The sequence below is a fragment of the Erwinia persicina genome (assembly GCF_014838825.1).
Taxonomy (GTDB): domain Bacteria; phylum Pseudomonadota; class Gammaproteobacteria; order Enterobacterales; family Enterobacteriaceae; genus Erwinia; species Erwinia persicina_A.
In genome coordinates, this window is the sequence record NZ_JACYMO010000001.1 from 70,238 (window position 1) to 91,640 (window position 21,403).

Annotated in this window: 24 protein-coding genes and 1 other annotated feature; of the genes, 17 read left to right on the forward strand and 7 right to left on the reverse strand. The window is 54.9% G+C overall.

The features are described 5' to 3' along the window. Window positions 1-27 precede the first annotated feature (27 nt). From IFU29_RS00325 to IFU29_RS00340, 4 genes are all read right to left on the reverse strand, one after another. Window positions 28-1,425 (reverse strand): L-cystine transporter, encoded by a 1,398-nt coding sequence (locus IFU29_RS00325; protein ID WP_062743511.1) that lies wholly within the window; start codon window positions 1,423-1,425, stop codon window positions 28-30. A gap of 173 nt (window positions 1,426-1,598) precedes the next feature. Further along, entirely contained in the window at window positions 1,599-2,180 is a 582-nt protein-coding gene (locus IFU29_RS00330; protein WP_191932159.1) for a metal-dependent hydrolase, read from the reverse strand. 151 nt (window positions 2,181-2,331) lie between these two features. Continuing rightward, window positions 2,332-3,093: a 2-dehydro-3-deoxy-D-gluconate 5-dehydrogenase KduD gene (gene kduD, locus IFU29_RS00335; RefSeq protein WP_191932160.1), complete on the reverse strand. Its 762-nt coding sequence runs from the start codon at window positions 3,091-3,093 to the stop codon at window positions 2,332-2,334. 209 nt (window positions 3,094-3,302) lie between these two features. Then, window positions 3,303-4,517 carry an MFS transporter gene (locus tag IFU29_RS00340; RefSeq protein ID WP_198424980.1) on the reverse strand — a complete coding sequence of 405 codons (1,215 nt, stop codon included), beginning with the start codon at window positions 4,515-4,517 and terminating at the stop codon, window positions 3,303-3,305. Window positions 4,518-4,631: 114 nt separating this feature from the next. Here IFU29_RS00340 and IFU29_RS00345 point away from each other — a divergent pair, with 114 nt between their 5' ends. Then, window positions 4,632-5,525 carry a LysR family transcriptional regulator gene (locus IFU29_RS00345; protein WP_191932161.1) on the forward strand — a complete coding sequence of 298 codons (894 nt, stop codon included), beginning with the start codon at window positions 4,632-4,634 and terminating at the stop codon, window positions 5,523-5,525. A 36-nt stretch (window positions 5,526-5,561) separates the two neighbouring features. On the opposite strand, the gene hxpB is transcribed toward IFU29_RS00345, so the two are convergent. Next, window positions 5,562-6,233, reverse strand: a complete 672-nt coding sequence (gene hxpB, locus IFU29_RS00350) for a hexitol phosphatase HxpB (protein ID WP_191932162.1) — start codon at window positions 6,231-6,233, stop codon at window positions 5,562-5,564. A 170-nt stretch (window positions 6,234-6,403) separates the two neighbouring features. On the opposite strand from hxpB, the gene IFU29_RS00355 reads away from it, so the two are divergent. Next, window positions 6,404-6,943: a YniB family protein gene (locus IFU29_RS00355; RefSeq protein ID WP_191932163.1), complete on the forward strand. Its 540-nt coding sequence runs from the start codon at window positions 6,404-6,406 to the stop codon at window positions 6,941-6,943. Between the two features lie 35 nt (window positions 6,944-6,978). Here IFU29_RS00355 and IFU29_RS00360 read toward each other — a convergent pair whose 3' ends face one another. Both IFU29_RS00360 and ghoS read right to left on the reverse strand, forming a co-directional pair. Continuing rightward, complete coding sequence (locus tag IFU29_RS00360) at window positions 6,979-7,872, reverse strand: fructosamine kinase family protein (protein WP_191932164.1); 894 nt, start codon at window positions 7,870-7,872, stop codon at window positions 6,979-6,981. 98 nt (window positions 7,873-7,970) lie between these two features. After that, window positions 7,971-8,261 carry a type V toxin-antitoxin system endoribonuclease antitoxin GhoS gene (gene ghoS / locus IFU29_RS00365; RefSeq protein ID WP_191932165.1) on the reverse strand — a complete coding sequence of 97 codons (291 nt, stop codon included), beginning with the start codon at window positions 8,259-8,261 and terminating at the stop codon, window positions 7,971-7,973. A gap of 442 nt (window positions 8,262-8,703) precedes the next feature. Here ghoS and IFU29_RS00370 point away from each other — a divergent pair, with 442 nt between their 5' ends. The 15 genes from IFU29_RS00370 (at window position 8,704) to IFU29_RS00440 (ending at window position 21,390) form a co-directional block, all read left to right on the forward strand. Continuing rightward, complete coding sequence (locus IFU29_RS00370; protein WP_191932166.1) at window positions 8,704-9,459, forward strand: DUF481 domain-containing protein; 756 nt, start codon at window positions 8,704-8,706, stop codon at window positions 9,457-9,459. A gap of 219 nt (window positions 9,460-9,678) precedes the next feature. Continuing rightward, entirely contained in the window at window positions 9,679-9,822 is a 144-nt protein-coding gene (locus IFU29_RS00375) for a hypothetical protein (RefSeq protein WP_191932167.1), read from the forward strand. A gap of 316 nt (window positions 9,823-10,138) precedes the next feature. Beyond that, window positions 10,139-12,067 carry a threonine--tRNA ligase gene (gene thrS, locus IFU29_RS00380; protein ID WP_191932168.1) on the forward strand — a complete coding sequence of 643 codons (1,929 nt, stop codon included), beginning with the start codon at window positions 10,139-10,141 and terminating at the stop codon, window positions 12,065-12,067. Between the two features lie 3 nt (window positions 12,068-12,070). Further along, window positions 12,071-12,622 carry a translation initiation factor IF-3 gene (gene infC, locus IFU29_RS00385; RefSeq protein WP_072277407.1) on the forward strand — a complete coding sequence of 184 codons (552 nt, stop codon included), beginning with the start codon at window positions 12,071-12,073 and terminating at the stop codon, window positions 12,620-12,622. Window positions 12,623-12,714: 92 nt separating this feature from the next. Beyond that, on the forward strand, window positions 12,715-12,912 hold the full coding sequence (gene rpmI, locus IFU29_RS00390) for a 50S ribosomal protein L35 (RefSeq protein WP_005968897.1): 198 nt from the start codon (window positions 12,715-12,717) through the stop codon (window positions 12,910-12,912). A 41-nt stretch (window positions 12,913-12,953) separates the two neighbouring features. After that, window positions 12,954-13,310: a 50S ribosomal protein L20 gene (gene rplT / locus IFU29_RS00395; protein WP_062743499.1), complete on the forward strand. Its 357-nt coding sequence runs from the start codon at window positions 12,954-12,956 to the stop codon at window positions 13,308-13,310. Between the two features lie 110 nt (window positions 13,311-13,420). Further along, window positions 13,421-13,544 (forward strand) — a sequence feature (Phe leader region). Next, window positions 13,425-13,469 carry a pheST operon leader peptide PheM gene (gene pheM / locus IFU29_RS00400; RefSeq protein WP_133845469.1) on the forward strand — a complete coding sequence of 15 codons (45 nt, stop codon included), beginning with the start codon at window positions 13,425-13,427 and terminating at the stop codon, window positions 13,467-13,469. It overlaps the preceding feature by 45 nt. 84 nt (window positions 13,545-13,628) lie before the next feature. Next, window positions 13,629-14,612 carry a phenylalanine--tRNA ligase subunit alpha gene (gene pheS / locus IFU29_RS00405; protein WP_191932169.1) on the forward strand — a complete coding sequence of 328 codons (984 nt, stop codon included), beginning with the start codon at window positions 13,629-13,631 and terminating at the stop codon, window positions 14,610-14,612. Window positions 14,613-14,627: 15 nt separating this feature from the next. Then, window positions 14,628-17,015, forward strand: coding sequence for a phenylalanine--tRNA ligase subunit beta (gene pheT / locus IFU29_RS00410; protein ID WP_191932170.1), 2,388 nt, complete (start codon window positions 14,628-14,630; stop codon window positions 17,013-17,015). A gap of 4 nt (window positions 17,016-17,019) precedes the next feature. Then, window positions 17,020-17,319, forward strand: coding sequence for an integration host factor subunit alpha (ihfA, locus tag IFU29_RS00415; protein ID WP_017802142.1), 300 nt, complete (start codon window positions 17,020-17,022; stop codon window positions 17,317-17,319). A gap of 133 nt (window positions 17,320-17,452) precedes the next feature. Next, window positions 17,453-18,436 (forward strand): vitamin B12 ABC transporter permease BtuC, encoded by a 984-nt coding sequence (gene btuC, locus IFU29_RS00420; protein ID WP_342214444.1) that lies wholly within the window; start codon window positions 17,453-17,455, stop codon window positions 18,434-18,436. A gap of 45 nt (window positions 18,437-18,481) precedes the next feature. Continuing rightward, a complete protein-coding gene (locus IFU29_RS00425) occupies window positions 18,482-19,024 on the forward strand; it encodes a glutathione peroxidase (RefSeq protein ID WP_191932172.1) in 543 nt (180 codons plus the stop codon). Window positions 19,025-19,027: 3 nt separating this feature from the next. Beyond that, window positions 19,028-19,759, forward strand: coding sequence for a vitamin B12 ABC transporter ATP-binding protein BtuD (gene btuD / locus IFU29_RS00430; protein ID WP_191932173.1), 732 nt, complete (start codon window positions 19,028-19,030; stop codon window positions 19,757-19,759). Window positions 19,760-19,831: 72 nt separating this feature from the next. Further along, a complete protein-coding gene (locus IFU29_RS00435; RefSeq protein WP_191932174.1) occupies window positions 19,832-20,290 on the forward strand; it encodes an NlpC/P60 family protein in 459 nt (152 codons plus the stop codon). A gap of 356 nt (window positions 20,291-20,646) precedes the next feature. After that, window positions 20,647-21,390 (forward strand): EAL domain-containing protein, encoded by a 744-nt coding sequence (locus tag IFU29_RS00440; RefSeq protein ID WP_191932175.1) that lies wholly within the window; start codon window positions 20,647-20,649, stop codon window positions 21,388-21,390. Window positions 21,391-21,403: the final 13 nt, after the last annotated feature.

Consider the following 21,403-nt stretch of genomic DNA (forward strand, 5'->3'; position numbering starts at 1 on the left):
TCAGGGGGACGGCCCGTCAGCAACGGATTAACGGTGGGCCAGTTCGGCTTCGTTATCCGCATCGGTGTTCATGATCTGCCGGTCGGTTTGCTTCAGCCACTGGCTGGTGAGCGTACCGGCCGTCATGGAACCGTTAACGTTGAGCGCGGTTCTGCCCATATCAATCAGCGGTTCGATGGAGATCAGCAGCGCCACCAGAGTAACCGGCAGACCCATCGCTGGCAGCACAATCAGCGCAGCGAAAGTGGCACCGCCGCCGACGCCAGCCACACCGGCAGAGCTGAGGGTGACAATACCGATCAGCGTCGCAATCCACATCGGATCAAACGGATTGATGCCCACGGTGGGGGCGACCATCACCGCCAGCATCGTCGGGTACAGGCCGGCACAGCCATTCTGACCGATGGTTGCCCCAAAGGAGGCGGCAAAGCTGGCAATCGACTCAGGAATACCCAGACGACGGGTCTGTGCTTCCACGCTCAGCGGGATGGTAGCGGCGCTGGAGCGGCTGGTAAAGGCAAAGGTGATCACCGGCCACACCTTGCGGAAGAAGCGCAGCGGGTTGACGCCGTTGACCGACAGCAGCAGAGCGTGGACGGCAAACATAATGGCCAGACCCAGGTAGGAGGCCAGCACAAAGCTCCCCAGCTTGATAATGTCACTGAGGTTAGAAGTGGCAACGACTTTGGTCATCAGTGCCAGTACGCCGTAAGGGGTCAGCTTCATAATCAGGCGAACCAGTTTCATCACCCAGGCCTGCAGGGTATCGATGGCTTTCAGTACGCGCTGACCTTTCTCAACGTCATCTTTCAGCAGCTGCAGGGCGGCGACACCGAGGAATGCCGCAAAGATCACCACGCTGATAATAGAGGTCGGACTGGCCCCGGTCAGATCGGCAAACGGGTTTTTCGGCACAAACGACAGCAGCAGCTGCGGCGCGCTGAGGTCAGCAACCTTGCCGACATAGTTACTCTGAATGGCAGCCAGACGCGCGGTTTCCTGCGCACCCTGCACCAGACCGCTGGCATTGAGACCGAACAGCCAGGTCACGAACACCCCGACCGCCGCCGCAATGGCAGTGGTAAACAGCAGTACGCCAATGGTCAGCAGGCTGATTTTGCCCAGCGAAGAGGCATTGTGCAGGCGCGCTACGGCGCTGAGAATAGAGGCAAAGACCAGCGGCATCACGATCATCTGTAACAGCTGGACATAACCGTTACCCACGAGGTTAAACCAGCTGACCGATTCTTTAATCACCGGGCTGTTTTCACCATAGATGATATGCAGCGCCAGGCCGAAAAGGACCCCGACCACCAGGCCAACCAGCACTTTTTTCGACAGACTCCAGCCCGTGCGGCTGGCTTTGGCCACCAGCAGCAGCAGTGCAACAAACACCACCAGGTTAATAATCAGTGGAAAATTCATTCCCAATATCTCCAAAAAAAAACGGACTACGGTGTAGTCATGCCTGCGGCAGTTAATTTCTGGCGCGCAGTAAGTAAACCAGTGACGGAATGGTATCAGTTAGTGGTGGTGCGGCCTTATATCCAAACGGAATGATTTATAATTTTTTGCACATATTTGTCCGTTTTTTCAGCTTATTGCTGCTTTATAAAGCGCTCGATGTGATTTTGTGCAGAGCTGACTACCTGGCTGGTCCAGTCTGATGCACCAAAAGGCAGCGCGCCGGGGGGGAACCAGATGGCATAGCCCACCAGGGCGAGGCACAGGGCGCGTTCGAGCTGATTGCCTTTCTGGCTTCGGAGCAGGGGCAGGCGGAAGCGCCAGCGGCACGGCCACAGCAGCGGCACGCCAGCGGGCGTCAGCATATCGGCAACGATGTGGCTGAGGTAACCCAGCACCATCCCCTGGAAGGCATCCGCCGGGATCAGCCAGCCCGACGGCAGTTTCAACTGCAGCAGAGCCACGCCACCGACCACCGCCAGCAGGCTGTGGGTAAAGCCCCGGTGGCCAAACGCCCGCGCGATGGGGTGCGACAGCCATGCAAGGCGCTGCCCCAGAAAGGATTTCGGGTGGTCGATATCCGGCAGCAGGCAGGTGAGCAGCGTGGCCGGAATGATATGCCACCAGTCAGCGCTGGCCAGCACCGGCGTCAGTTCAGCACGCTTGGCGAAAATAGCGCTGGCAATGGCAAAGATAAGATGGCCCTCGGCCGTCATGAGAATACCTGGCTACATAACTGTCAATGTATCCAGTATAGGGAATATATACAGTAGAATAAATATGTGACGCTGTAACGAAAGATAAATAAAGTGTGATGGATCGTAAGTTGAACAAGAGGGCGGTCGCGCCCTCTCGTACCGTTCAGGTTCAGCGAGCCAGCCAGCCGCCGTCGACGGCCAGGGTGAAACCGTTGACATAGTCAGAGGCCGGCGAGGCGAGAAACACCACCGGCCCCATCATATCGCTGCTCTGGCCCCAGCGGCCGGCGGGAATACGCTGCAGGATCTGCTGATTGCGTTCTTCATCATCGCGCAGCTGTTCGGTGTTATTGGTGGCCATATAGCCCGGAGCGATGGCATTGACGTTGATCCCGTGCGCAGCCCATTCGTTGGCCATCAGGCGGGTCAGCCCCAGTACGGCGCTTTTTGACGCAGTATATGAAGGCACACGGATGCCGCCCTGATACGACAGCATCGAGGCGATATTGATGATCTTACCGCCGTGCCCCTGCCGGATAAAACGGCGGGCAACCGCCTGTGACAGGAAAAATAGCGTCTTGCTGTTGAGGTTCATCACCTCATCCCAGTCAGCTTCCGTAAAGTCCAGTGCGTCTGCCCGGCGAATAATCCCGGCATTATTGACCAGAATATCCAGCCGGGGACAGGCGGCCAGCGCCTGCGTCATCACGCTGTCGATACACCGGTTGTCGGACAGATCCGCCGTAATACTGATAAAACGACGTCCGGTCGCGGCGACTTTTTCTGCGGTTTCACTGGCGGCTGAGCGGTTGACGCCAATAATATCGCATCCCGCCTGAGCCAGACCCAGCGCCATTCCCTGGCCAAGACCGGTGTTGCAGCCGGTGATCATGGCCACTTTGCCTTCAAGATTAAATGTATTCAGGATCATCCTGGCTTCCTTATAGGTCAGTGGGCACGCGCAGTGAAAACAGCAGAACGGGGCGCGCGGGCCGGTACAGGAAGCATAGGCACATGGTGGATTGATTACAACAAAAATGAAACGATGTTTTATTATTTTTAACGTTAATCGTTAGAAATGGATAAAAGGCGAGAGCTGCGCTGCGCCAGGCACCGTTTCCCCAGCACCTGGCGCAGGGATCAGCGCCGGGACGATCGCACGGCGTTGCCGTTTTTTTGGGCCGCGAGGGCGAAACCGGCCGACGTAACCAGTAAACCCGCCCCCAGTGCCGCAGGGCTCCACCAGCCAGAGGCATCAAACAGGATGCCGCCCAGTCCGGCGCCGGCGGTGATGGCCAGCTGGATAGTGGCCACCATCAGCCCACCGCCGGTTTCGGCATTCTCCGACAGCGCCTTACTGAGCCAGAGACCCCAGGCGACCGGGGCCGGTGTGGCGATCAGACCCCAGAAAGCCAGTAGCAGACTGACGGGGATCACCGCATCGGCCATCACAATCAGCAGTATGGCGATCAGTGCCATGGCAAGCGGAATGGCTACCAGCCACGCGTAAAGCCTGTGCTGAAGCAAACGCCCTATCAGCCACGTACCGACAAGGCCAAATCCCCCCAGCGCGAATAAAATCAGTGAAAGTTGGGTGACCGATACCCGCGTGACCTCCTCCAGTAACGGGCGCAGGTAGGTAAAGAGGGCAAACTGTCCCATAAACAGAAACAGGATCCCCGCCATGCCCAGCGCAACCTGAGGCTGACGCAGCAGGGCAAAAGGATTAGCGACGCCGTGGCGGCGGCGATCTACTGGCATCAGCGGGAGGCTGCGCCATTGCCAGACAAACGCCACCACGGCCAGCGGCACCACGATAAAGAAGGCTCCGCGCCAGCCAGTATACTGCCCGAGAAAGCTGCCCAGCGGGGCGGCGACCGTCGCCGCCAGCGCATTGCCGCCGTTGATTAATGCCAGCCCCTTTGCCAGCGCATGGGTGGGAAGCAGGCGCATCACCGTGGCGGTCGACATCGACCAGAAGCCACCGATAGCCATCCCCAGCAGCGCACGGCCCGCCATAAATGTGATGCCGTCTGCTGCCAGCGTGACGACCAGGCCGGAGACGATCAGCAGAAAGGTGAAGCTCATCAGCACTTTTTTACGGTCCCAGTGGCCGGTGAGTGGCGTATTCAGCAGGCTGGTCATAACGGCAAACATGCCCGATACCGAGATGGCCTGTCCGGCACTGCCCTGGCTGATGCCAAGATCCTGCGCAATCGGCGTTAGCAGGCTGACCGGCATAAATTCAGAAGCGATGAGTACCACAACGCCAAGGGCCATAGAAAATACGGCTCCCCATGCTGACGGGGTGCGCTGATCGGCGCGGTTCTTTGCTTTCTTCACAATGGTATTCATAACGCTGTTCCCTTCCATAACCGTGCCAGAGAATAAAACGCTTTGAGTACGCTGATAAGGTGGGGTAATTTTGATGAACTTTTGAATAATATTCATTAATCTAACGAGCGCCGTATGAATGATATCCTGGCTTTTCTGGCTGTCGCCCGCGAACAAAGCTTCACTAAAGCCTCCCTCCGGCTGGGCGTCAGCCCTTCGGCACTCAGCCATACCGTGAAAAAACTGGAAGAGAGGCTGGGAGTAAGGCTGCTTGCGCGGACAACGCGTCACGTTGCCCCCACCGACGCCGGTGAACGACTCATGCAGTCAGTCGGCCCGCTGTTCGAGCAGATTAATGCTGAAATTGAACGCATGGGGGAGCTGCGGGAAAAACCGGCGGGAAGCCTCCGGCTGACCTGTTCAGATGACGCCGCTGAACAGCTGCTGCGCCCGGTATTACCGGCCTTCTTCCGCCAGTATCCTGACGTCAATGTCGAAATCTGTATTGATTACGGCTTCACCAATATTGTCAGTGAACGTTTTGATGCCGGGATACGTCTCGGGGAGTCGATCAGTCAGGATATGATCGCCGTTCGCCTTGGGCCCGACTGGCGTCTGTCGGTAGTCGGGTCACCCGGCTATTTTAAACAGCACCCGATCCCCACGCATCCCCGGGATCTGACCGCTCATCACTGCATTAACATCCGCCATAGCGTGGGAGGCAGCATCTACGCGTGGGAATTTGAGAAAGCGGGGCAGAAGATGAATGTCAGGGTAGAAGGACAGCTGATGTCCAACAGTACTCTCCCTGTCCTCAACGCGGCGCTGGATGGGGTGGGGCTGGCGTATGTTCCTGATTTTATGGCCCGGCCTCATATTGAGGACGGGCGACTGACCGAGGTGCTGGCTGACTGGAGCCCGTATTTTCAGGGCTTCCACCTCTACTACCCCAACAGAAGAAACATCTCTCCGGCCTTTGCCGCCTTTGTGGCTGCGGTAAAATATCGCGGACAGGTGAGGCCGGGGTAAAGCGCCGGGCGGCTTCGTGCAGCGCCCGGTATGTATTCAGCGACCGTGCAGGTGCTGTGCGGTCAGTTCCTCAAGGCTGCTGAGTTTGACATCCGCCAGTGACCAGCGCAGATCGGCGGCATGGATGGCGTCTGGGACCACAATGGATCGCATCCGTCCTGCTTTCGTCGCGATCATGCCGTTGAAAGAGTCTTCCAGCGTGACGCAGTTCAGTGGATCCACACCCAGGCGGGCAGCGGCATCCAGATAAACCTGCGGGTGCGGTTTACTGTAAGGCAGGGATTCCGCTGAGGCCAGTACCTCAAAGTAGTCGCGCAGGCTGAACATCTCCAGCACGCTTTCCAGCATAAACAGCGGAGAGGCAGAGGCGAGGCCAATTTTCAGCCCTTCTGACCGGCAGAGCTCAAGCGCTTGCTTAACGCCAGGCAGCAGCGGCCGGGTCTCTTCTACCAGGCTTAATGACCGGTTGATGATCCGCTGGGTGACTTCCGCCTGGGAAGGCCCATTCCACGGCAGGGTTTCATACCACATGCGTACCACCTGGTCGATGCGCAGTCCCAGCGTATCCGGCATTTCACCGCGGCGGCTCAGGTCGATGTCAAGGGTAGTGAAGATATCCAGCTCGGCTTGTTGCCATAACGGCTCTGAATCGATCAGCAGGCCGTCCATATCAAAAATGGCGGCAAGTACGGGGCGGTGATAAGTCATGCTACGGCTCCATTTGACAGTTTGTGGCAGTTTACCACGAAGCGGCGGGGGAAAAGTTATCATCCGACGGGCCAGCGTGTGCAAAGCGGTGATTAAGTCTGTATTTTGCAGGCACTTTTACGTCACTGCAGGTAAACTGACAGGCAGACATCGGAAGGACAGGAGAACGCATGACGTATCAACAGGCTGGCAGGGTTGCGATTATAAAACGTATCCTGGGCTGGGTTATATTTATTCCCGCGCTGGTATCAACGCTGATTTCACTGCTTGGCTTTATGGAAAAGAGCCGTGAACAGCGTGAAGGCATCAATGCGGTGATGCAGGATTTTGCCCATGTAATGATTGACATGGTGCGCTTCAATACCGGTTTTCTCTCCGGTTTCTGGACGCATTCGCCCGTTCCGGACTTTAATCACAGCACCAATCTCCTTTTCTGGGCGATCTATGCGCTGATTTTCGTTGGGCTTGCTCTGCAGGCTTCCGGCGCACGGATGTGGCGTCAGACGCGTTTTCTGCGTGAAAGTATTGAAGACCAGATGATCCTGGAGAAAGCGCGCGGAACAGAAGGGCACAGCCGTGAGCAGCTGGAAGCGAAGATCGTGGTGCCGCGGCACACTATTTTCCTGCAGATTTTCCCGCTGTACATCCTGCCGGTGCTGATCGTTGTCGCCGGGTATTTTGTGCTTAAGCTGGCCGGGTTTATTTACTAGGCTCCCGGCCTCGCTATGCCGCGTGTGACCCGGCGCTAAGCCGGGCGCGCGTGGCGTTTCCCCAGCGCATCATCATCCAGCAATGCCCCCACCGCCCGCTGGGCCTCACCCAGCCAGTGCCCGCCAAAAACGTTTGCCCGGTTCAGCAGGTAATAAAGCTGATAGACCGGCTGCCGCTGCAGAAAATCACCGGGCAGCGGCCAGACCGACTGATAGCCGTCGTAAACCTGCACCGGAATGTCCGGATGCCAGGAGAGCATAGCCAGATCGCACTCGCGGTCACCCCAGTAACAGGCGGGATCGAATATCCACGGGCCGCTGTCGCTTCCGGCACAGTTGGCTGGCCAGAGGTCGCCGTGCAGCAGAGAGGGTTCAGGATGATGTGACTCCAGCTTCTTCTGTGTACAGTGCACAATCAGCTCGATGTCGCCATACTGAATCCCTTTTTCCGCAGCCAGCTGCAGCTGCCAGCCTATTCGCTGCTCTGAAAAGAAGACTGACCAGCGCTTAAGCCAGCTGTTCGGCTGCAGGGAGGTGGTGATATTGTTGTCGAAGTCGAGCCCGAACTGCGGCTGCTCACTCCACTGATGCAGGTGCGCCAGCTGTTGCCCCAGTAGAAAGGCACCGTGGGCATCCAGCGGCCTGAGCGGAATATACTCCAGCAACAAAAAGCTGCTTTCACGATCACTGCCCACGCCATAGACGGCCGGCACGCGCACGGTCTGGCTGCGTGCCAGCAGCTGTAGCTGGTCTGCTTCCCAGGTAAACAGGTCCAGCATGTCACGCTGATTGCATTTGACGAAGACCTCGTGCTCTCCGTAGCGCAAATACCAGGCAGGGTGTACATCGCCACCGGGCAGCTCGGTTCGCCCGGTGATCTCTGCAGGTCCCCACTGTTCACTCAACAGACGACTGATGGCTGACCACATAGGACACTCCTCTTTTCGCTGTGATTTCACTATGGTAGCGCTTAAAGAATAACCAATATTTGCGTTTGCGCACGTTAAGCCTTCGTCTTTACAAAAACTTAGCCACTATTTTTGCGAAAACTTTCCCAGGACTGCACCTCAACCTCGGGCGCTTCGCCAAGGATCAGCTCGCCAATCCCTGCCGCCTGCTGGCGGATCTCTTCTTCTGACAGCGTGGTAATCATGCCGAAGCTGTTCGTGCCCAGCTCATGCGGCTGACCGTTATCGTCCTTCAGCGTGGTGGAAAACCCACCGTTGACCAGGGCGCTACTCAGCTCCAGCAGGTCGGATAACCCTTTCTCATTATAATGAAACGTCACCACATACTGGCCAATCCCATGATTGCTCATCCTTCACCTCTTGATTAAAAACAGCGTTAAAAAACATTTTTTTAGCGTAGCTCATCCCTGCCCGGGAAGCAGTGAAATCAGAATATCGCAGTACGAAAAGCCCGATTAACGCATTTGTGCGCGTCGCTGCGTCAGCGTGGGAAAGGCGAGAGGGTGGGGCGGGTGAAATTTACATTTGGTCACATTGCTGACGTTTTTTGGCCACAAAACGGTGGGGGTTAACGTTAATTGTTATTTTCAGGCAGGTGTTTTCTTACCAAATACCCTCTATAATGCGCCGCGTTAATGGGAATCTTCTTATTAGCGGTCTCTTTTTGTCATGATGCTTTGGAAAAAGAGCGAATTAACAAATTGTTACGATTATAACCGTAAAATGCGTTGATCGTCCTTCAAAACGCTTCAGACTCACTCTTTTAAAAACTGTCGTACGGGTCACATTTAAATGAAAGCGCTTAATAAGCTGTCTGTAGTTCTGTTGCTCTCCGGGGGAGCATTCTGTCATCAAGCCCTGGCGGATAATAACGTCTTCACGGTTATGGATGACCCTTCCACGGCGAAAAAAGATTTTGAAGGTAACGCCGCCGCCGGTTATATGGCGCAGTCGGGCAACACCACCAGTTCGTCAGCGACCGCCAATACCAACCTGACCTGGTATACGCCCAGCTTCGCCTACAGCCTGTGGGGTAACGCCAGCAACGCCTCTTCAAATGATGAGCGCTCATCAGAGACCTATCAGGTCGGTGGCCGTACACGTTACAACATCAACACCGCTGATTATCTGTTCGGTCAGGCAAGCTGGCTGAGTGACCGCTTTAACGGTTATGACGGCCGTTCTATTCTCGCTGCCGGTTACGGTCGCCAGCTGCTGAATGGCCCGGTACACTCGCTGCGTGTGGAAGCCGGTCCTGGCGTGCGCTATGACGACTACCATGAAGGCGGTCATGAAACGCAGGCGCTGGCCTACGGCGCCCTGAGCTATCAGTGGCAGTTAACCGACACCACCAAATTCGTTCAGGGTGTTTCCGTACTGGGTAGCGACGATACCACCGTCAACTCCGAAACGGGCCTGCAGGTGGCTATCAACGATCACTTTGCGCTGAAGATGGCTTACAACGTGACGTGGAACCAGAATCCACCGGAATCGGCACCGGATCATACCGATACCAAAACGACGATCACGCTCTCCTACGCGATGTAATCTTTTGCACGGGCCGCACCCTGCGGCTCGTGTTCTTTTGCCTCCTCAGCGACCGTTCCCCCCTGACCCCTGACCACTGACATCCCGTGCCGTTTGCACGCGAAGCGCGAACCGATCCCGGGCCCCTAACAGGGTGATAAAACCCTTCGGGCTCCGTTAGGCTTAAGGCGCCGGGGCGGACTAGACTCTGTTTTGAATGTCAGTCATACAGGAGGATTTATGTCAGACCGTCCCGTAGAGGGTGATCACCCGGACTATGTACCCCACCCTGGCGATGGAAAGCCTGAACACCCGCCGCAGAAAAAAAGCAAGGACGATCCCGCTTCTGCTCCCGAGTCCGGGGATAAGCCTGACTCACTATAACCGCCTGCGGGCGGTTTTTTTTGCCACACGGCAAGCGTTCTTCAGCCCGAGCGGCAAGGGGGAAGGTGAGCTCCCTGGTCCTCCCGCAGCACGTGGTATAACCCTGCTATCCGTGCAATTTCGACTCATGGCGTGTAAGATGGTTCTCCTTCGTAAGTGACTGGTAAAACAAACACTTTCGATAATGTGTACCAGGCAGTGCACCAAACTGGCAAATGTGAGTCGGTTTCAAGTGCAAAGTGCTTGTTGTATAAAGAAAAATTTAAATTTGCATGTAATCTTACGTGTGGGTTACCACTGCAATTAAGGACGTTTCATGCCTGTTATTACTCTTCCTGATGGAAGTCAGCGTTCGTTCGACCACGCCGTTAGCGTGATGGATATTGCTCTGGACATCGGTCCTGGCCTGGCGAAAGCCTGTATTGCCGGCCGTGTCAATGGCGAACTGGTGGATGCGGTTGATCCGATCACCGAAGACGCCAGCGTAGCAATCATCACCGCTAAAGACGAAGCGGGTCTGGAAATTATTCGTCACTCCTGCGCCCACCTGTTAGGGCATGCGATCAAGCAACTGTGGCCAGATACCAAAATGGCTATCGGTCCTGTTATCGATAACGGTTTTTACTACGACGTCGATCTTGACCGCACACTGACCCAGGAAGACATTGAGCTGCTGGAAAAGCGTATGCACCAGTTAGCTGAGACGAATTACGACGTTATCAAGAAGAAAGTCAGCTGGCAGGAAGCGCGTGACGCCTTTGCTGCGCGGGGTGAGACCTACAAAACCACCATCCTTGATGAAAATATCAGCCATGATGACCGTCCTGGCCTGTACCATCATGAAGAATACGTGGACATGTGCCGTGGCCCGCACGTGCCTAACATGCGCTTTTGCCACCACTTCAAGCTGCAGAAAATTTCTGGCGCTTACTGGCGTGGCGACAGCAACAATAAAATGTTGCAGCGTATTTACGGTACGGCCTGGGGCGATAAAAAACAGCTGGCTGCCTACCTGCAGCGTCTGGAAGAGGCGGCGAAGCGCGACCACCGTAAAATCGGTAAGCAGCTTGACCTCTATCATATGCAGGAAGAAGCGCCGGGCATGGTCTTCTGGCATAACGATGGCTGGACTATCTTCCGTGAGCTGGAAGTGTTTGTTCGCACCAAGCTGAAAGAGTATGAGTACCAGGAAGTGAAAGGTCCGTTTATGATGGACCGCGTGCTGTGGGAAAAAACCGGGCACTGGGAAAACTACAAAGAGGCGATGTTTACCACCTCTTCTGAAAACCGTGAATACTGCATTAAGCCAATGAACTGTCCCGGCCACGTGCAAATTTTCAATCAGGGTCTAAAATCTTACCGCGACCTGCCGTTACGTATGGCAGAGTTTGGTAGCTGCCACCGTAATGAGCCGTCAGGTGCCTTACACGGTCTGATGCGCGTGCGTGGTTTTACCCAGGATGATGCCCACATCTTCTGTACAGAAGACCAGGTCCGCGATGAGGTCAATGGCTGTATTAAGATGGTGTACGATATGTACAGCACCTTTGGCTTTGAAAAAATCGTGGTGAAACTTTCTACCCGTCCTGAAAAACGTATCGGTAGTGATGACCTGTGGGACCGTTCAGAGGCTGACCTGGCCGCTGCACTGAAAGAAAACAATATCCCGTTTGATTATCAGCCGGGTGAGGGCGCGTTCTACGGCCCTAAAATTGAATTTACGCTGCATGACTGCCTCGATCGTGCATGGCAGTGTGGTACCGTTCAGCTCGACTTCTCACTGCCGAGCCGTCTGAGTGCCTCCTATGTGGGCGAAAGTAATGAACGCCAGGTGCCAGTGATGATTCACCGTGCAATCCTGGGGTCCATGGAGCGCTTTATCGGGATTTTAACCGAAGAATATGCCGGTTTCTTCCCGACCTGGTTAGCGCCAGTACAAGTTGTGGTGATGAATATCACCGATGGTCAGTCCGAATATGTTGCAGAATTGACCCGAAAACTGCAAAATGCGGGCATTCGTGCAAAAGCGGACTTGAGAAACGAGAAGATAGGCTTTAAAATCCGTGAACATACTTTACGTCGTGTCCCGTATATGTTGGTCTGTGGTGATAAAGAGGTGGAAGCTGGCAAAGTGGCCGTTCGCACCCGCCGCGGTAAAGACCTGGGCAGCATGGATGTAAACGAAGTGATCGCGAAACTGCAGGGTGAAATCCGCAGTCGCAATCTTCATCAATTGGAGGAATAAAGTATTAAAGGCGGAAAACGAGTTCAACCGGCGCGTCCTAATCGCATAAATAGAGAAATTCGCGCTACTGAGGTTCGTCTGACTGGCGTCGATGGCGAACAGATTGGTATTGTCAGTCTGAATGAAGCTTTGGAAAAAGCTGAAGAAGCGGGCGTTGATCTGGTAGAGATCAGCCCCAACGCCGAGCCGCCCGTTTGTCGTATAATGGATTACGGCAAGTTCCTTTACGAAAAAAGCAAATCTTCTAAAGAACAGAAGAAGAAGCAAAAGATCATCCAGGTTAAGGAAATTAAGTTCCGTCCTGGTACCGATGATGGCGACTATCAGGTAAAACTACGCAACCTGATTCGCTTTCTGGAAGATGGCGATAAAGCCAAGATCACACTGCGTTTTCGTGGTCGTGAAATGGCGCACCAGCAGATCGGTATGGAAGTGCTTAACCGCGTCCGTAAAGACCTGTGTGAAGATATTGATCTGGCAGTGGTCGAATCATTCCCTACAAGGATTGAAGGCCGTCAGATGATTATGGTGCTCGCTCCCAAGAAGAAACAGTAGGCCCTAAAGTCTTCTTGCCGCGCGTTTCGGCGCGCGGTGAGATGCGCCTGTCTGGTTCATTTTATTAACAATGCGAAGTGGATATTTTTTAAATGCCAAAGATTAAAACTGTACGTGGCGCGGCCAAGCGCTTCAAGAAGACCGCCGGTGGCGGCTTCAAGCGTAAACACGCTAACCTGCGTCATATTCTGACTAAAAAATCTACTAAGCGTAAACGCCACCTGCGTCCTAAAGGTATGGTGTCTAAAGGCGATCTGGGTCTGGTTATTGCCTGCCTGCCGTACGCATAAGTAATTTTTTAATTCATTCAGAATATACATAGGAGAGCTAAATGGCTCGTGTAAAACGTGGTGTAGTTGCTCGCGCACGTCACAAGAAAATCTTAAAACAAGCTAAAGGCTACTACGGTGCACGTTCACGTGTATACCGTGTTGCTTTCCAGGCTGTTATCAAAGCTGGTCAGTATGCTTACCGTGACCGTCGTCAGCGGAAGCGCCAGTTCCGTCAGCTGTGGATTGCGCGTATCAACGCTGCAGCCCGCACTAACGGTATGTCTTACAGCCGTTTCATCAATGGCCTGAAAAAGGCGTCGATCGAAATCGACCGTAAGATTCTGGCTGACATCGCCGTATTCGACAAAGCAGTATTTGCTGCTCTGGTAGAAAAAGCGAAATCAGCTCTGGCGTAAGCCAGATTGAAGAGGGAGCTGGTCTCCCTCTTTTTTATTACCTGAAAAGATTGACATTTTTACCCTACGGCCTTTCAATAGAGCGCACCGAAACTGCATTAAGGTCAGCTAATCATGAACACTGCTATTTTCCGTTTCTTTTTTTACTTTAGCGCCTGATTATCGGGGGCTTTAGCGCAAAGAAAAGAAACGAAAAATCGCGCTGAAAGCCTCCCTCGTGGAGGCTTTTTTCGTTTCAGCACTTTTAAAATAACGACCGGGCGGCTATTCGTCCTGAAAAAAACAGACCAGCCTGTGTGGCTGGAAGAAGAGGAAAGCATGTCACATCTCGCAGACCTGGTGGCGAGCGCGAAAGCCGCCATCAATGATGCTCAGGATGTCGCCGCGTTAGATAACGTTCGCGTCGAATACCTGGGTAAAAAAGGGCATCTTACGCTCCAGATGACCTCCTTGCGTGAACTGCCTGCGGAAGAGCGTCCGGCAGCGGGTGCGGTGATCAATGAGGCCAAACAGCAGGTGCAGGAAGCGCTGAACGCGCAGAAGCATGCGCTGGAGTCTGCGGTGATGAACGCGCGCCTGGCTCAGGAAACGATTGATGTTTCACTGCCGGGCCGTCGTATCGAAAATGGCGGTCTGCACCCGGTGACCCGCACAATCGACCGTATCGAAACCTTCTTCGGTGAGCTCGGTTTCTCTGTAGAAACCGGCCCGGAAATCGAAGATGACTATCATAACTTTGATGCCCTGAATATCCCCGGCCATCACCCGGCCCGCGCCGATCACGATACCTTCTGGTTTGATGCCACCCGCCTGCTGCGTACCCAGACCTCTGGCGTGCAGATCCGCACGATGAAAGAGCAACAGCCGCCGATCCGCATTATTGCGCCAGGCCGCGTGTATCGTAATGACTACGATCAGACGCACACCCCCATGTTCCACCAGATGGAAGGGCTGATCGTCGATAAAAACATCAGCTTTACCAATCTGAAGGGCACGCTGCACGACTTCCTCAACAACTTCTTTGAGGAGGACTTGCAGGTGCGTTTCCGTCCGTCCTACTTCCCGTTCACCGAACCTTCTGCAGAAGTGGATGTGATGGGTAAAAACGGTAAATGGCTGGAAGTGCTCGGCTGCGGCATGGTGCACCCGAACGTGCTGCGCAACGTCGGCATTGACCCGGAAGTCTACTCCGGCTTCGCCTTTGGCATGGGAATGGAGCGCCTGACCATGCTGCGTTACGGCGTGACCGACCTGCGTGCCTTCTTCGAAAATGATTTACGTTTCCTCAAACAGTTTAAATAAGGGCGGGTAAAACCAATGAAATTCAGTGAACTCTGGTTACGTGAATGGGTCAACCCGGCCATTGACAGTGCAGCCCTGTCCAATCAAATCACCATGGCCGGTCTGGAAGTGGACGGCGTGCAGGCGGTGGCCGGTGCTTTTCACGGCGTCGTCGTCGGTGAAGTGGTGGAGTGCGGCCAGCATCCGAATGCCGATAAACTGCGCGTGACCAAAATCAACGTCGGTGGCGATCGCCTGCTGGATATCGTCTGCGGGGCACCGAACTGCCGTCAGGGGCTGAAAGTGGCTGTCGCCACTGTGGGTGCGGTGTTGCCAGGCGACTTCAAAATCAAAGCGGCAAAACTGCGCGGTGAGCCATCGGAGGGGATGCTCTGTTCATTCTCGGAACTGGGTATTTCCGACGACCACAACGGCATTATTGAACTGCCGCTGGAAGCCGCCATCGGTAGTGATATCCGAGACTATCTCAAGCTGGATGACAGCACCATTGAGATTAGCGTGACGCCAAACCGCGCCGACTGTCTGGGTATTATCGGCGTGGCCCGTGACGTTGCCGTGCTGAACAAGTTGCCGCTGACCGCACCAGAAATCACCCCTGTTACCCCAACCGTGCCGGACAGTTTCCCGATCAGTGTCGACGCCAGCGACGCCTGCCCACGTTATCTGGGACGCGTGGTCAAAGGTATTAATGTCAAAGCGGCTACGCCGCTGTGGATGAAAGAGAAACTGCGTCGTTGCGGGATCCGCTCAATTGATCCGGTTGTTGATGTCACCAACTATGTTCTACTGGAGCTGGGCCAGCCGATGCATGCCTTTGACCTCGACCGTCTGGAAGGGGGCATCGTGGTGCGTATGGCAGAAGAGGGCGAAACCCTGACGCTGCTGGACGGGAACGAAGCCAGGCTGAACAGCGATACGCTGGTCATTGCCGATCAGAAAAAAGCGCTGGCCATGGGCGGTATCTTCGGCGGTGAGCACTCCGGCGTCAACGAAGAGACTCAGAACGTGCTGTTCGAATGTGCTTTTTTCAGCCCGCTGTCGATTACCGGCCGTGCCCGCCGTCATGGTCTGCATACCGATGCGTCACACCGCTACGAGCGTGGCGTTGACCCGGCATTGCAGCACAAGGCGATGGAGCGGGCGACACGTCTACTGCTGGATATCTGCGGCGGCAAAGCCGGTCCGGTGATTGATGTTACCGATGAGGCGATGCTGCCTGTACGTGCCACTATCACCCTGCGTCGTGAAAAGCTGGACCGTCTGATCGGCCACGTTATTGCGGATGCTGAGGTGAGCGACATTCTGCGTCGTCTGGGCTGTGACGTGACGGAAGGTCAGGGCGAATGGCAGGCGGTCGCACCGTCGTGGCGTTTTGATATCGCTATTGAAGAAGACCTGGTGGAAGAAGTGGCCCGCGTCTATGGTTACGATAACATTCCCAATGTGCCGGTTCAGGCCGGTCTGGTGATGACGAAGCATCGTGAAGCCAGCCTGTCTCTGAAGCGCGTTAAAGCGTTGCTGGTCGACAAAGGGTATCAGGAAGCCATCACTTACAGCTTCGTTGACCCGAAAATTCAGGCCCTGCTGCACCCGGGAGAAGAAAATCTGGTCTTACCCAGCCCGATCTCCGTTGAGATGTCCGCAATGCGTCTGTCGCTGTGGAGCGGCCTGCTGGGCGCGGTGGTGTACAACCAGAACCGCCAGCAGTCGCGCGTACGCCTGTTCGAAAGCGGTTTGCGCTTTGTGCCTGATACACAGGCAAACCTCGGGATCCGTCAGGACGTTATGCTGGCGGGCGTGATCAGCGGCCATCGTCATGAAGAGCACTGGGATCTGGCGCGCAGTCCGGTAGACTTCTATGATTTGAAAGGTGATTTAGAGTCACTGCTGGAGTTAACCGGTAAGCTCGATGACATTCAGTTTGTCGCAGAGTCCCATCCTGCACTCCATCCAGGGCAGAGCGCGGCGATTTATTTACGCGGTGAACATATCGGATTTATGGGCGTGGTCCATCCGGAACTTGAGCGTAAACTGGATCTTAACGGCCGCACCGTGGTGTTTGAACTGCTGTGGGACAAGGTTGCAGACCGCGTCCTGCCTGATGCCGGTGGCATTTCACGCTTCCCGGCAAACCGTCGTGATATCGCCGTAGTAGTTGCCGAAAACGTGCCAGCAGCAGATATTATCACCGAGTGTAAGAAAGTTGGCGTAAATCAGGTAGTTGGCGTAAACTTGTTTGACGTGTACCGTGGTAAGGGCGTAAATGATGGTTTTAAGAGCCTCGCTATCAGCCTGATATTGCAAGATACCAGCCGGACACTCGAAGAAGAGGAGATTGCCGCTACCGTTGCGAAATGCGTAGAGGCACTGAAAGAGCGATTCCAAGCATCCTTGAGGGATTGAACCTATGGCGCTTACAAAAGCTGAAATGTCTGAATACCTGTTTGAGAAGCTTGGTCTTAGCAAACGGGATGCCAAAGAGCTGGTTGAACTGTTTTTTGAAGAAGTGCGTCGTGCTTTAGAAAACGGTGAGCAGGTTAAACTGTCAGGATTTGGCAACTTCGACCTTCGCGACAAGAATCAACGTCCGGGACGTAACCCTAAAACGGGTGAAGATATTCCCATCACGGCTCGCCGGGTTGTGACGTTTCGACCAGGCCAGAAACTGAAAAGCCGGGTTGAGAACGCTTCACCGAAAGAAGACTGATTTCAGCCATTCAAAAAGGCCGCGCAAGCGGCCTTTTTCCTTTCCGCCTGTGACCGCGCTGTGCTGTCACTGCCTCTTCCTTTTTGCCGATTAACCTCTACAATTAACTCTCTGTTTTCTTTAAAAAACGTCAATTATGACACTGCTTTCGCTGGAGATCGCTGCCGCCCGCCGTCGCTCACGCCGCTGGCTGAGTGGATTAGGGATATTGTGCCTGCTGCTGCTGTCGCTGAGCCTCTGTTCAGGCGACCGCTGGATATCGCCTGGCGAATGGTTAACCCCCGATGCCCGGCTGTTTGTCTGGCAACTTCGTTTTCCCCGCACGCTGGCCGTGTTGCTGGTCGGGGCCTCGCTTGCCGTGACCGGTGCTGCCCTGCAGGCGCTGTTCAGTAACCCGCTGGCGGAGCCTGGCCTGCTGGGGGTGTCCGGCGGAGCGGGCGTGGGCCTGGTGCTGTGTATTTTTGCCGGCAGCAGCCAGCCGTGGCTGATGAGCCTCAGCGCCATTATCGGGGCGCTGCTGGTGACGGCGGTTCTGCTGCGTTTCGCCCGCAGGCACCTCTCCAGCAGCCGCCTGCTGTTGGCGGGCGTGGCACTGGGCATTATCTGCAGTGCAGTGATGACCTGGGCGGTCTACTTCAGCAGCAGTCTGGATCTGCGGCAGCTGATGTACTGGATGATGGGCGGGTTTAGCGGGGTTGACTGGCGCTACGGCTGGCTGATGCTGGCGCTGATCCCGGCGCTGATCTGGCTGTCCTGCCAGTCTTATGCCCTTAATCTTCTGGCGCTGGGGGAAGTTTCTGCACAACAGCTCGGTCTGCCGCTGGTGCTTTGGCGAACTCTGCTGGTGCTGGCGACCGGCTGGCTGGTCGGCGTCAGCGTGGCGCTCGCCGGGGCAATCGGCTTTATCGGCCTGGTGATCCCGCATATTCTGCGGCTCAATGGGCTGACCGACCATCGTATTCTGTTGCCAGCCGCCGCGCTGGCCGGTGCCGGGGTGCTGCTGGCTGCTGATATTATTTCCCGGGTGGCGCTGACCGCTGCTGAACTGCCGGTGGGAGTGGTAACGGCGACGCTGGGCGCGCCGGTGTTTATCTGGCTATTATTGAGCCACCGCTGACAGCCAGACGGCTGTTATCTTCTAACGTTAAAACAGGAAGACACAATGAGTATTTTTGATACAGAACTGGTGACGCTGGACGGCGAAAAAACAACTCTCGCACAGTGGCAGGGCGATGTTTTGCTGGTGGTTAACGTCGCTTCAAAATGTGGCCTCACGCCGCAGTATGAAGAGCTGGAAAAACTGCACAACGCGATGCATGGTCAGGGGCTGACGGTGCTGGGTTTCCCGTGCAATGCTTTTCTTGAGCAGGAGCCAGGGACAGACGCTGAGATTAAGGCCTTCTGCAGCACCACGTACGGCATTACCTTCCCGATGTTCAGCAAGACTGAGGTGAACGGCCCGCAGCGGCATCCGCTCTATGCGCAGCTGGTGGCTGCCCGGCCAGAAGCCGTAGCACCGGAAGGCAGCGGTTTCCTTGAGCGAATGATCAGTAAAGGACGTGCGCCCAGGCAGACCGGAGATATTTTGTGGAACTTTGAAAAGTTTCTCGTTGGTCGTGACGGTACGGTGTTAGCGCGTTACTCGCCGGATACCACGCCGCAGGATCCACAGTTGCTGGCGAGCATTCATCAGGCGCTGGCATAATTCATGCTGCTGGAACTCACGGGCGTTGCGCTGGCGGAGCGCCTGTTTCCCTTCAGTGCGCAGGTGGCTTGCGGACAGAAAATTCATCTGGTGGGGCCGAACGGCGCAGGGAAAAGCTCGCTACTGGCGCGGATCGCCGGTCTGCTGAACGGGGCGGGGCAGGTGCGGCTTGCCGGCCGGTCGCTGGGTGACTGGTCAGGGCAGGCACTGGCCCGCCAGCGAGCCTATCTTTCGCAGCAGCAGCCACCCCCGGGGCAGATGCCGGTCTGGCATTATTTAAAGATGCACGCCCGGCCGGGGCACGAGGCCACGCTGCTGTCACTGGCCGCCGCGCTGCAGATTGACAATAAACTCTCCCGGTCGGTCACGCAGCTTTCCGGTGGCGAGTGGCAGCGCGTGCGCCTGACGGCGGTGTTATTGCAGATCAGCCAACCGGAAGGCAAGCTACTGCTGCTTGATGAGCCGATGACCGGGCTGGATATTGCCCAGCAGGCGGCTTTTGACCGTCTTCTGCCGTCTCTGACAGCGGGCGGCGTCAGCATCATTATGAGCAGCCACGACCTGAATCACTCCCTGCACTCTGCCGACAGCATCTGGCTGCTGCGTCAGGGGCAGCCTGCTCTGCAGGGCAGCCCGCAGGAGGTGCTGACACCTGAGCACCTTAGCGCGCTGTATCAGGTCCCATTTCGCCGGGTGGAAGCCGCAGGGCAGGCTATGCTGACAACCTGGCGGTGAGCGGATCGCACCGGGCGCGGACAGTTGCTATTATCGTACAGTTACCAATTGTTTTTTACTGAGGGAGTCGTTATGCGTTTCTGGCTGGTGCTTATAGTCATTCTTCTGGCGGGTTGTAGCAGTCGCGCGCCTGCGCCGGACGGGCGGCTCTCAGACTCCATCACGGTGATTGCCCAGCTGAACGACCAGCTTGGCCAGTGGCGGGGGGCTCCCTATCGCTATGGCGGTATGAGTCGTGGTGGCGTCGACTGCTCCGGTTTTGTTTATCTCACCTTCCGCGATCGTTTTAATATGCAGTTACCCCGCACGACGACAGCCCAGACCGACATTGGCACCAAGATCGACAAATCCCAGCTGTTACCCGGGGATCTGGTTTTTTTCAAAACGGGCAGCGGGGAAAATGGCCTGCACGTCGGCATTTACGATACGGATAACCAGTTTATCCATGCTTCTACCAGTCAGGGGGTTACACGATCGTCCCTGGATAATGTCTACTGGCGAAAAGTTTTCTGGCAGGCCCGGCGTATTTAACCACCAACAATAACTTTCTCCACCGGCGTTAATAGGCAGCAGCCTGGATTGAATATGCGAAAGGAATTTAAAATACATCTTTTCGCATAATTCCTCTCAGTACCCATTTCAGGTGACATCTGACCACTTTTTAGTAAATGTAACGTAAAAAGAAACCCGTCATTAATTCATGATGTCAGGTTAGTGATATCAAGAAGCATCGTTTATGTCAGTTTTGTGTTAGCTTAACGATCTGGATTACAAGCAAAAGCACACTGCAATTGAATTTCCGCAACGTGACAGTCTCTTTACGCTGTTGCTTGTCCTATATGGTTGATATAGGATGCGGTGAGTGCCGCTTAATAATGGCGAATAAGATGAACATCTTTCTGGAAGCGGATTGTACAACTTACACAGCATTTTGCCCGGTATACAGTCCTGGCGGGCGATTGACGTCTGTTGAAATGTTAACTCACTTTACTCATGCAGGCAGCCATCTGGCTATGCCCCAGGAGATCATGACGGCATTATTAAATGACCGCCAGCGTGTCCTGTTGTTGCAGCAGCAAATTAATCTTCTTGACAAACACTCCGATTTTTTTAGTAACCATGAAATTAAAGTGGCTATAAATATTGATATGCCACTGGCCCGGACGATCCTCGAAAGTGAGTTTATTCTGAAAAAAATGCGCCAGCTGGATTGCATTGAGCTGGAAATCAGCGAAAGCTTTCCCGGTTTAAATGCCGGCAGAGATAATAGTATATTGCTGGCGCTGAGTGAGAAATTTAACTTAAGTCTGAATAACTATGGGGCCGGAAAGACGACGTCAAAAGCCGTTTTTGACGATCTGTTTTATCGTATTAAGCTGGACAGGGGTTTTATTCAGCACAATATTAAGCGGTTATCTTTTCATCCGTTTATCAGCGCTATCCTTGACCATGTCAAACCCCACTGCCAGGAAATTGTTATTCAGGGTGCGGATGATTTACCCAGCCTGCAGAAAGTGCGCGACTATCCCTTCGACGGTATTCAAAGCGCGCTGTTCCCCTCCGTCTGCGAAGACGAGTTGATACTTCTGACCCAATCTCCCGTCCCTCTGCGGGAGAGGGTGCTGCAATAACCCTGTAAACTCT

Coding starts and splice junctions, on each gene's coding strand:
- IFU29_RS00325 (WP_062743511.1), bottom strand. CDS start 1,425: ATGAATTTTCCACTGATTATTAACCTGGTGGTGTTTGTTGCACTGCTG.
- IFU29_RS00330 (WP_191932159.1), bottom strand. CDS start 2,180: ATGACGGCCGAGGGCCATCTTATCTTTGCCATTGCCAGCGCTATTTTC.
- kduD (WP_191932160.1), bottom strand. CDS start 3,093: ATGATCCTGAATACATTTAATCTTGAAGGCAAAGTGGCCATGATCACC.
- IFU29_RS00340 (WP_198424980.1), bottom strand. CDS start 4,517: ATGAATACCATTGTGAAGAAAGCAAAGAACCGCGCCGATCAGCGCACC.
- IFU29_RS00345 (WP_191932161.1), top strand. CDS start 4,632: ATGAATGATATCCTGGCTTTTCTGGCTGTCGCCCGCGAACAAAGCTTC.
- hxpB (WP_191932162.1), bottom strand. CDS start 6,233: ATGACTTATCACCGCCCCGTACTTGCCGCCATTTTTGATATGGACGGC.
- IFU29_RS00355 (WP_191932163.1), top strand. CDS start 6,404: ATGACGTATCAACAGGCTGGCAGGGTTGCGATTATAAAACGTATCCTG.
- IFU29_RS00360 (WP_191932164.1), bottom strand. CDS start 7,872: ATGTGGTCAGCCATCAGTCGTCTGTTGAGTGAACAGTGGGGACCTGCA.
- ghoS (WP_191932165.1), bottom strand. CDS start 8,261: ATGAGCAATCATGGGATTGGCCAGTATGTGGTGACGTTTCATTATAAT.
- IFU29_RS00370 (WP_191932166.1), top strand. CDS start 8,704: ATGAAAGCGCTTAATAAGCTGTCTGTAGTTCTGTTGCTCTCCGGGGGA.
- IFU29_RS00375 (WP_191932167.1), top strand. CDS start 9,679: ATGTCAGACCGTCCCGTAGAGGGTGATCACCCGGACTATGTACCCCAC.
- thrS (WP_191932168.1), top strand. CDS start 10,139: ATGCCTGTTATTACTCTTCCTGATGGAAGTCAGCGTTCGTTCGACCAC.
- rpmI (WP_005968897.1), top strand. CDS start 12,715: ATGCCAAAGATTAAAACTGTACGTGGCGCGGCCAAGCGCTTCAAGAAG.
- rplT (WP_062743499.1), top strand. CDS start 12,954: ATGGCTCGTGTAAAACGTGGTGTAGTTGCTCGCGCACGTCACAAGAAA.
- pheS (WP_191932169.1), top strand. CDS start 13,629: ATGTCACATCTCGCAGACCTGGTGGCGAGCGCGAAAGCCGCCATCAAT.
- pheT (WP_191932170.1), top strand. CDS start 14,628: ATGAAATTCAGTGAACTCTGGTTACGTGAATGGGTCAACCCGGCCATT.
- ihfA (WP_017802142.1), top strand. CDS start 17,020: ATGGCGCTTACAAAAGCTGAAATGTCTGAATACCTGTTTGAGAAGCTT.
- IFU29_RS00425 (WP_191932172.1), top strand. CDS start 18,482: ATGAGTATTTTTGATACAGAACTGGTGACGCTGGACGGCGAAAAAACA.
- btuD (WP_191932173.1), top strand. CDS start 19,028: ATGCTGCTGGAACTCACGGGCGTTGCGCTGGCGGAGCGCCTGTTTCCC.
- IFU29_RS00435 (WP_191932174.1), top strand. CDS start 19,832: ATGCGTTTCTGGCTGGTGCTTATAGTCATTCTTCTGGCGGGTTGTAGC.
- IFU29_RS00440 (WP_191932175.1), top strand. CDS start 20,647: ATGAACATCTTTCTGGAAGCGGATTGTACAACTTACACAGCATTTTGC.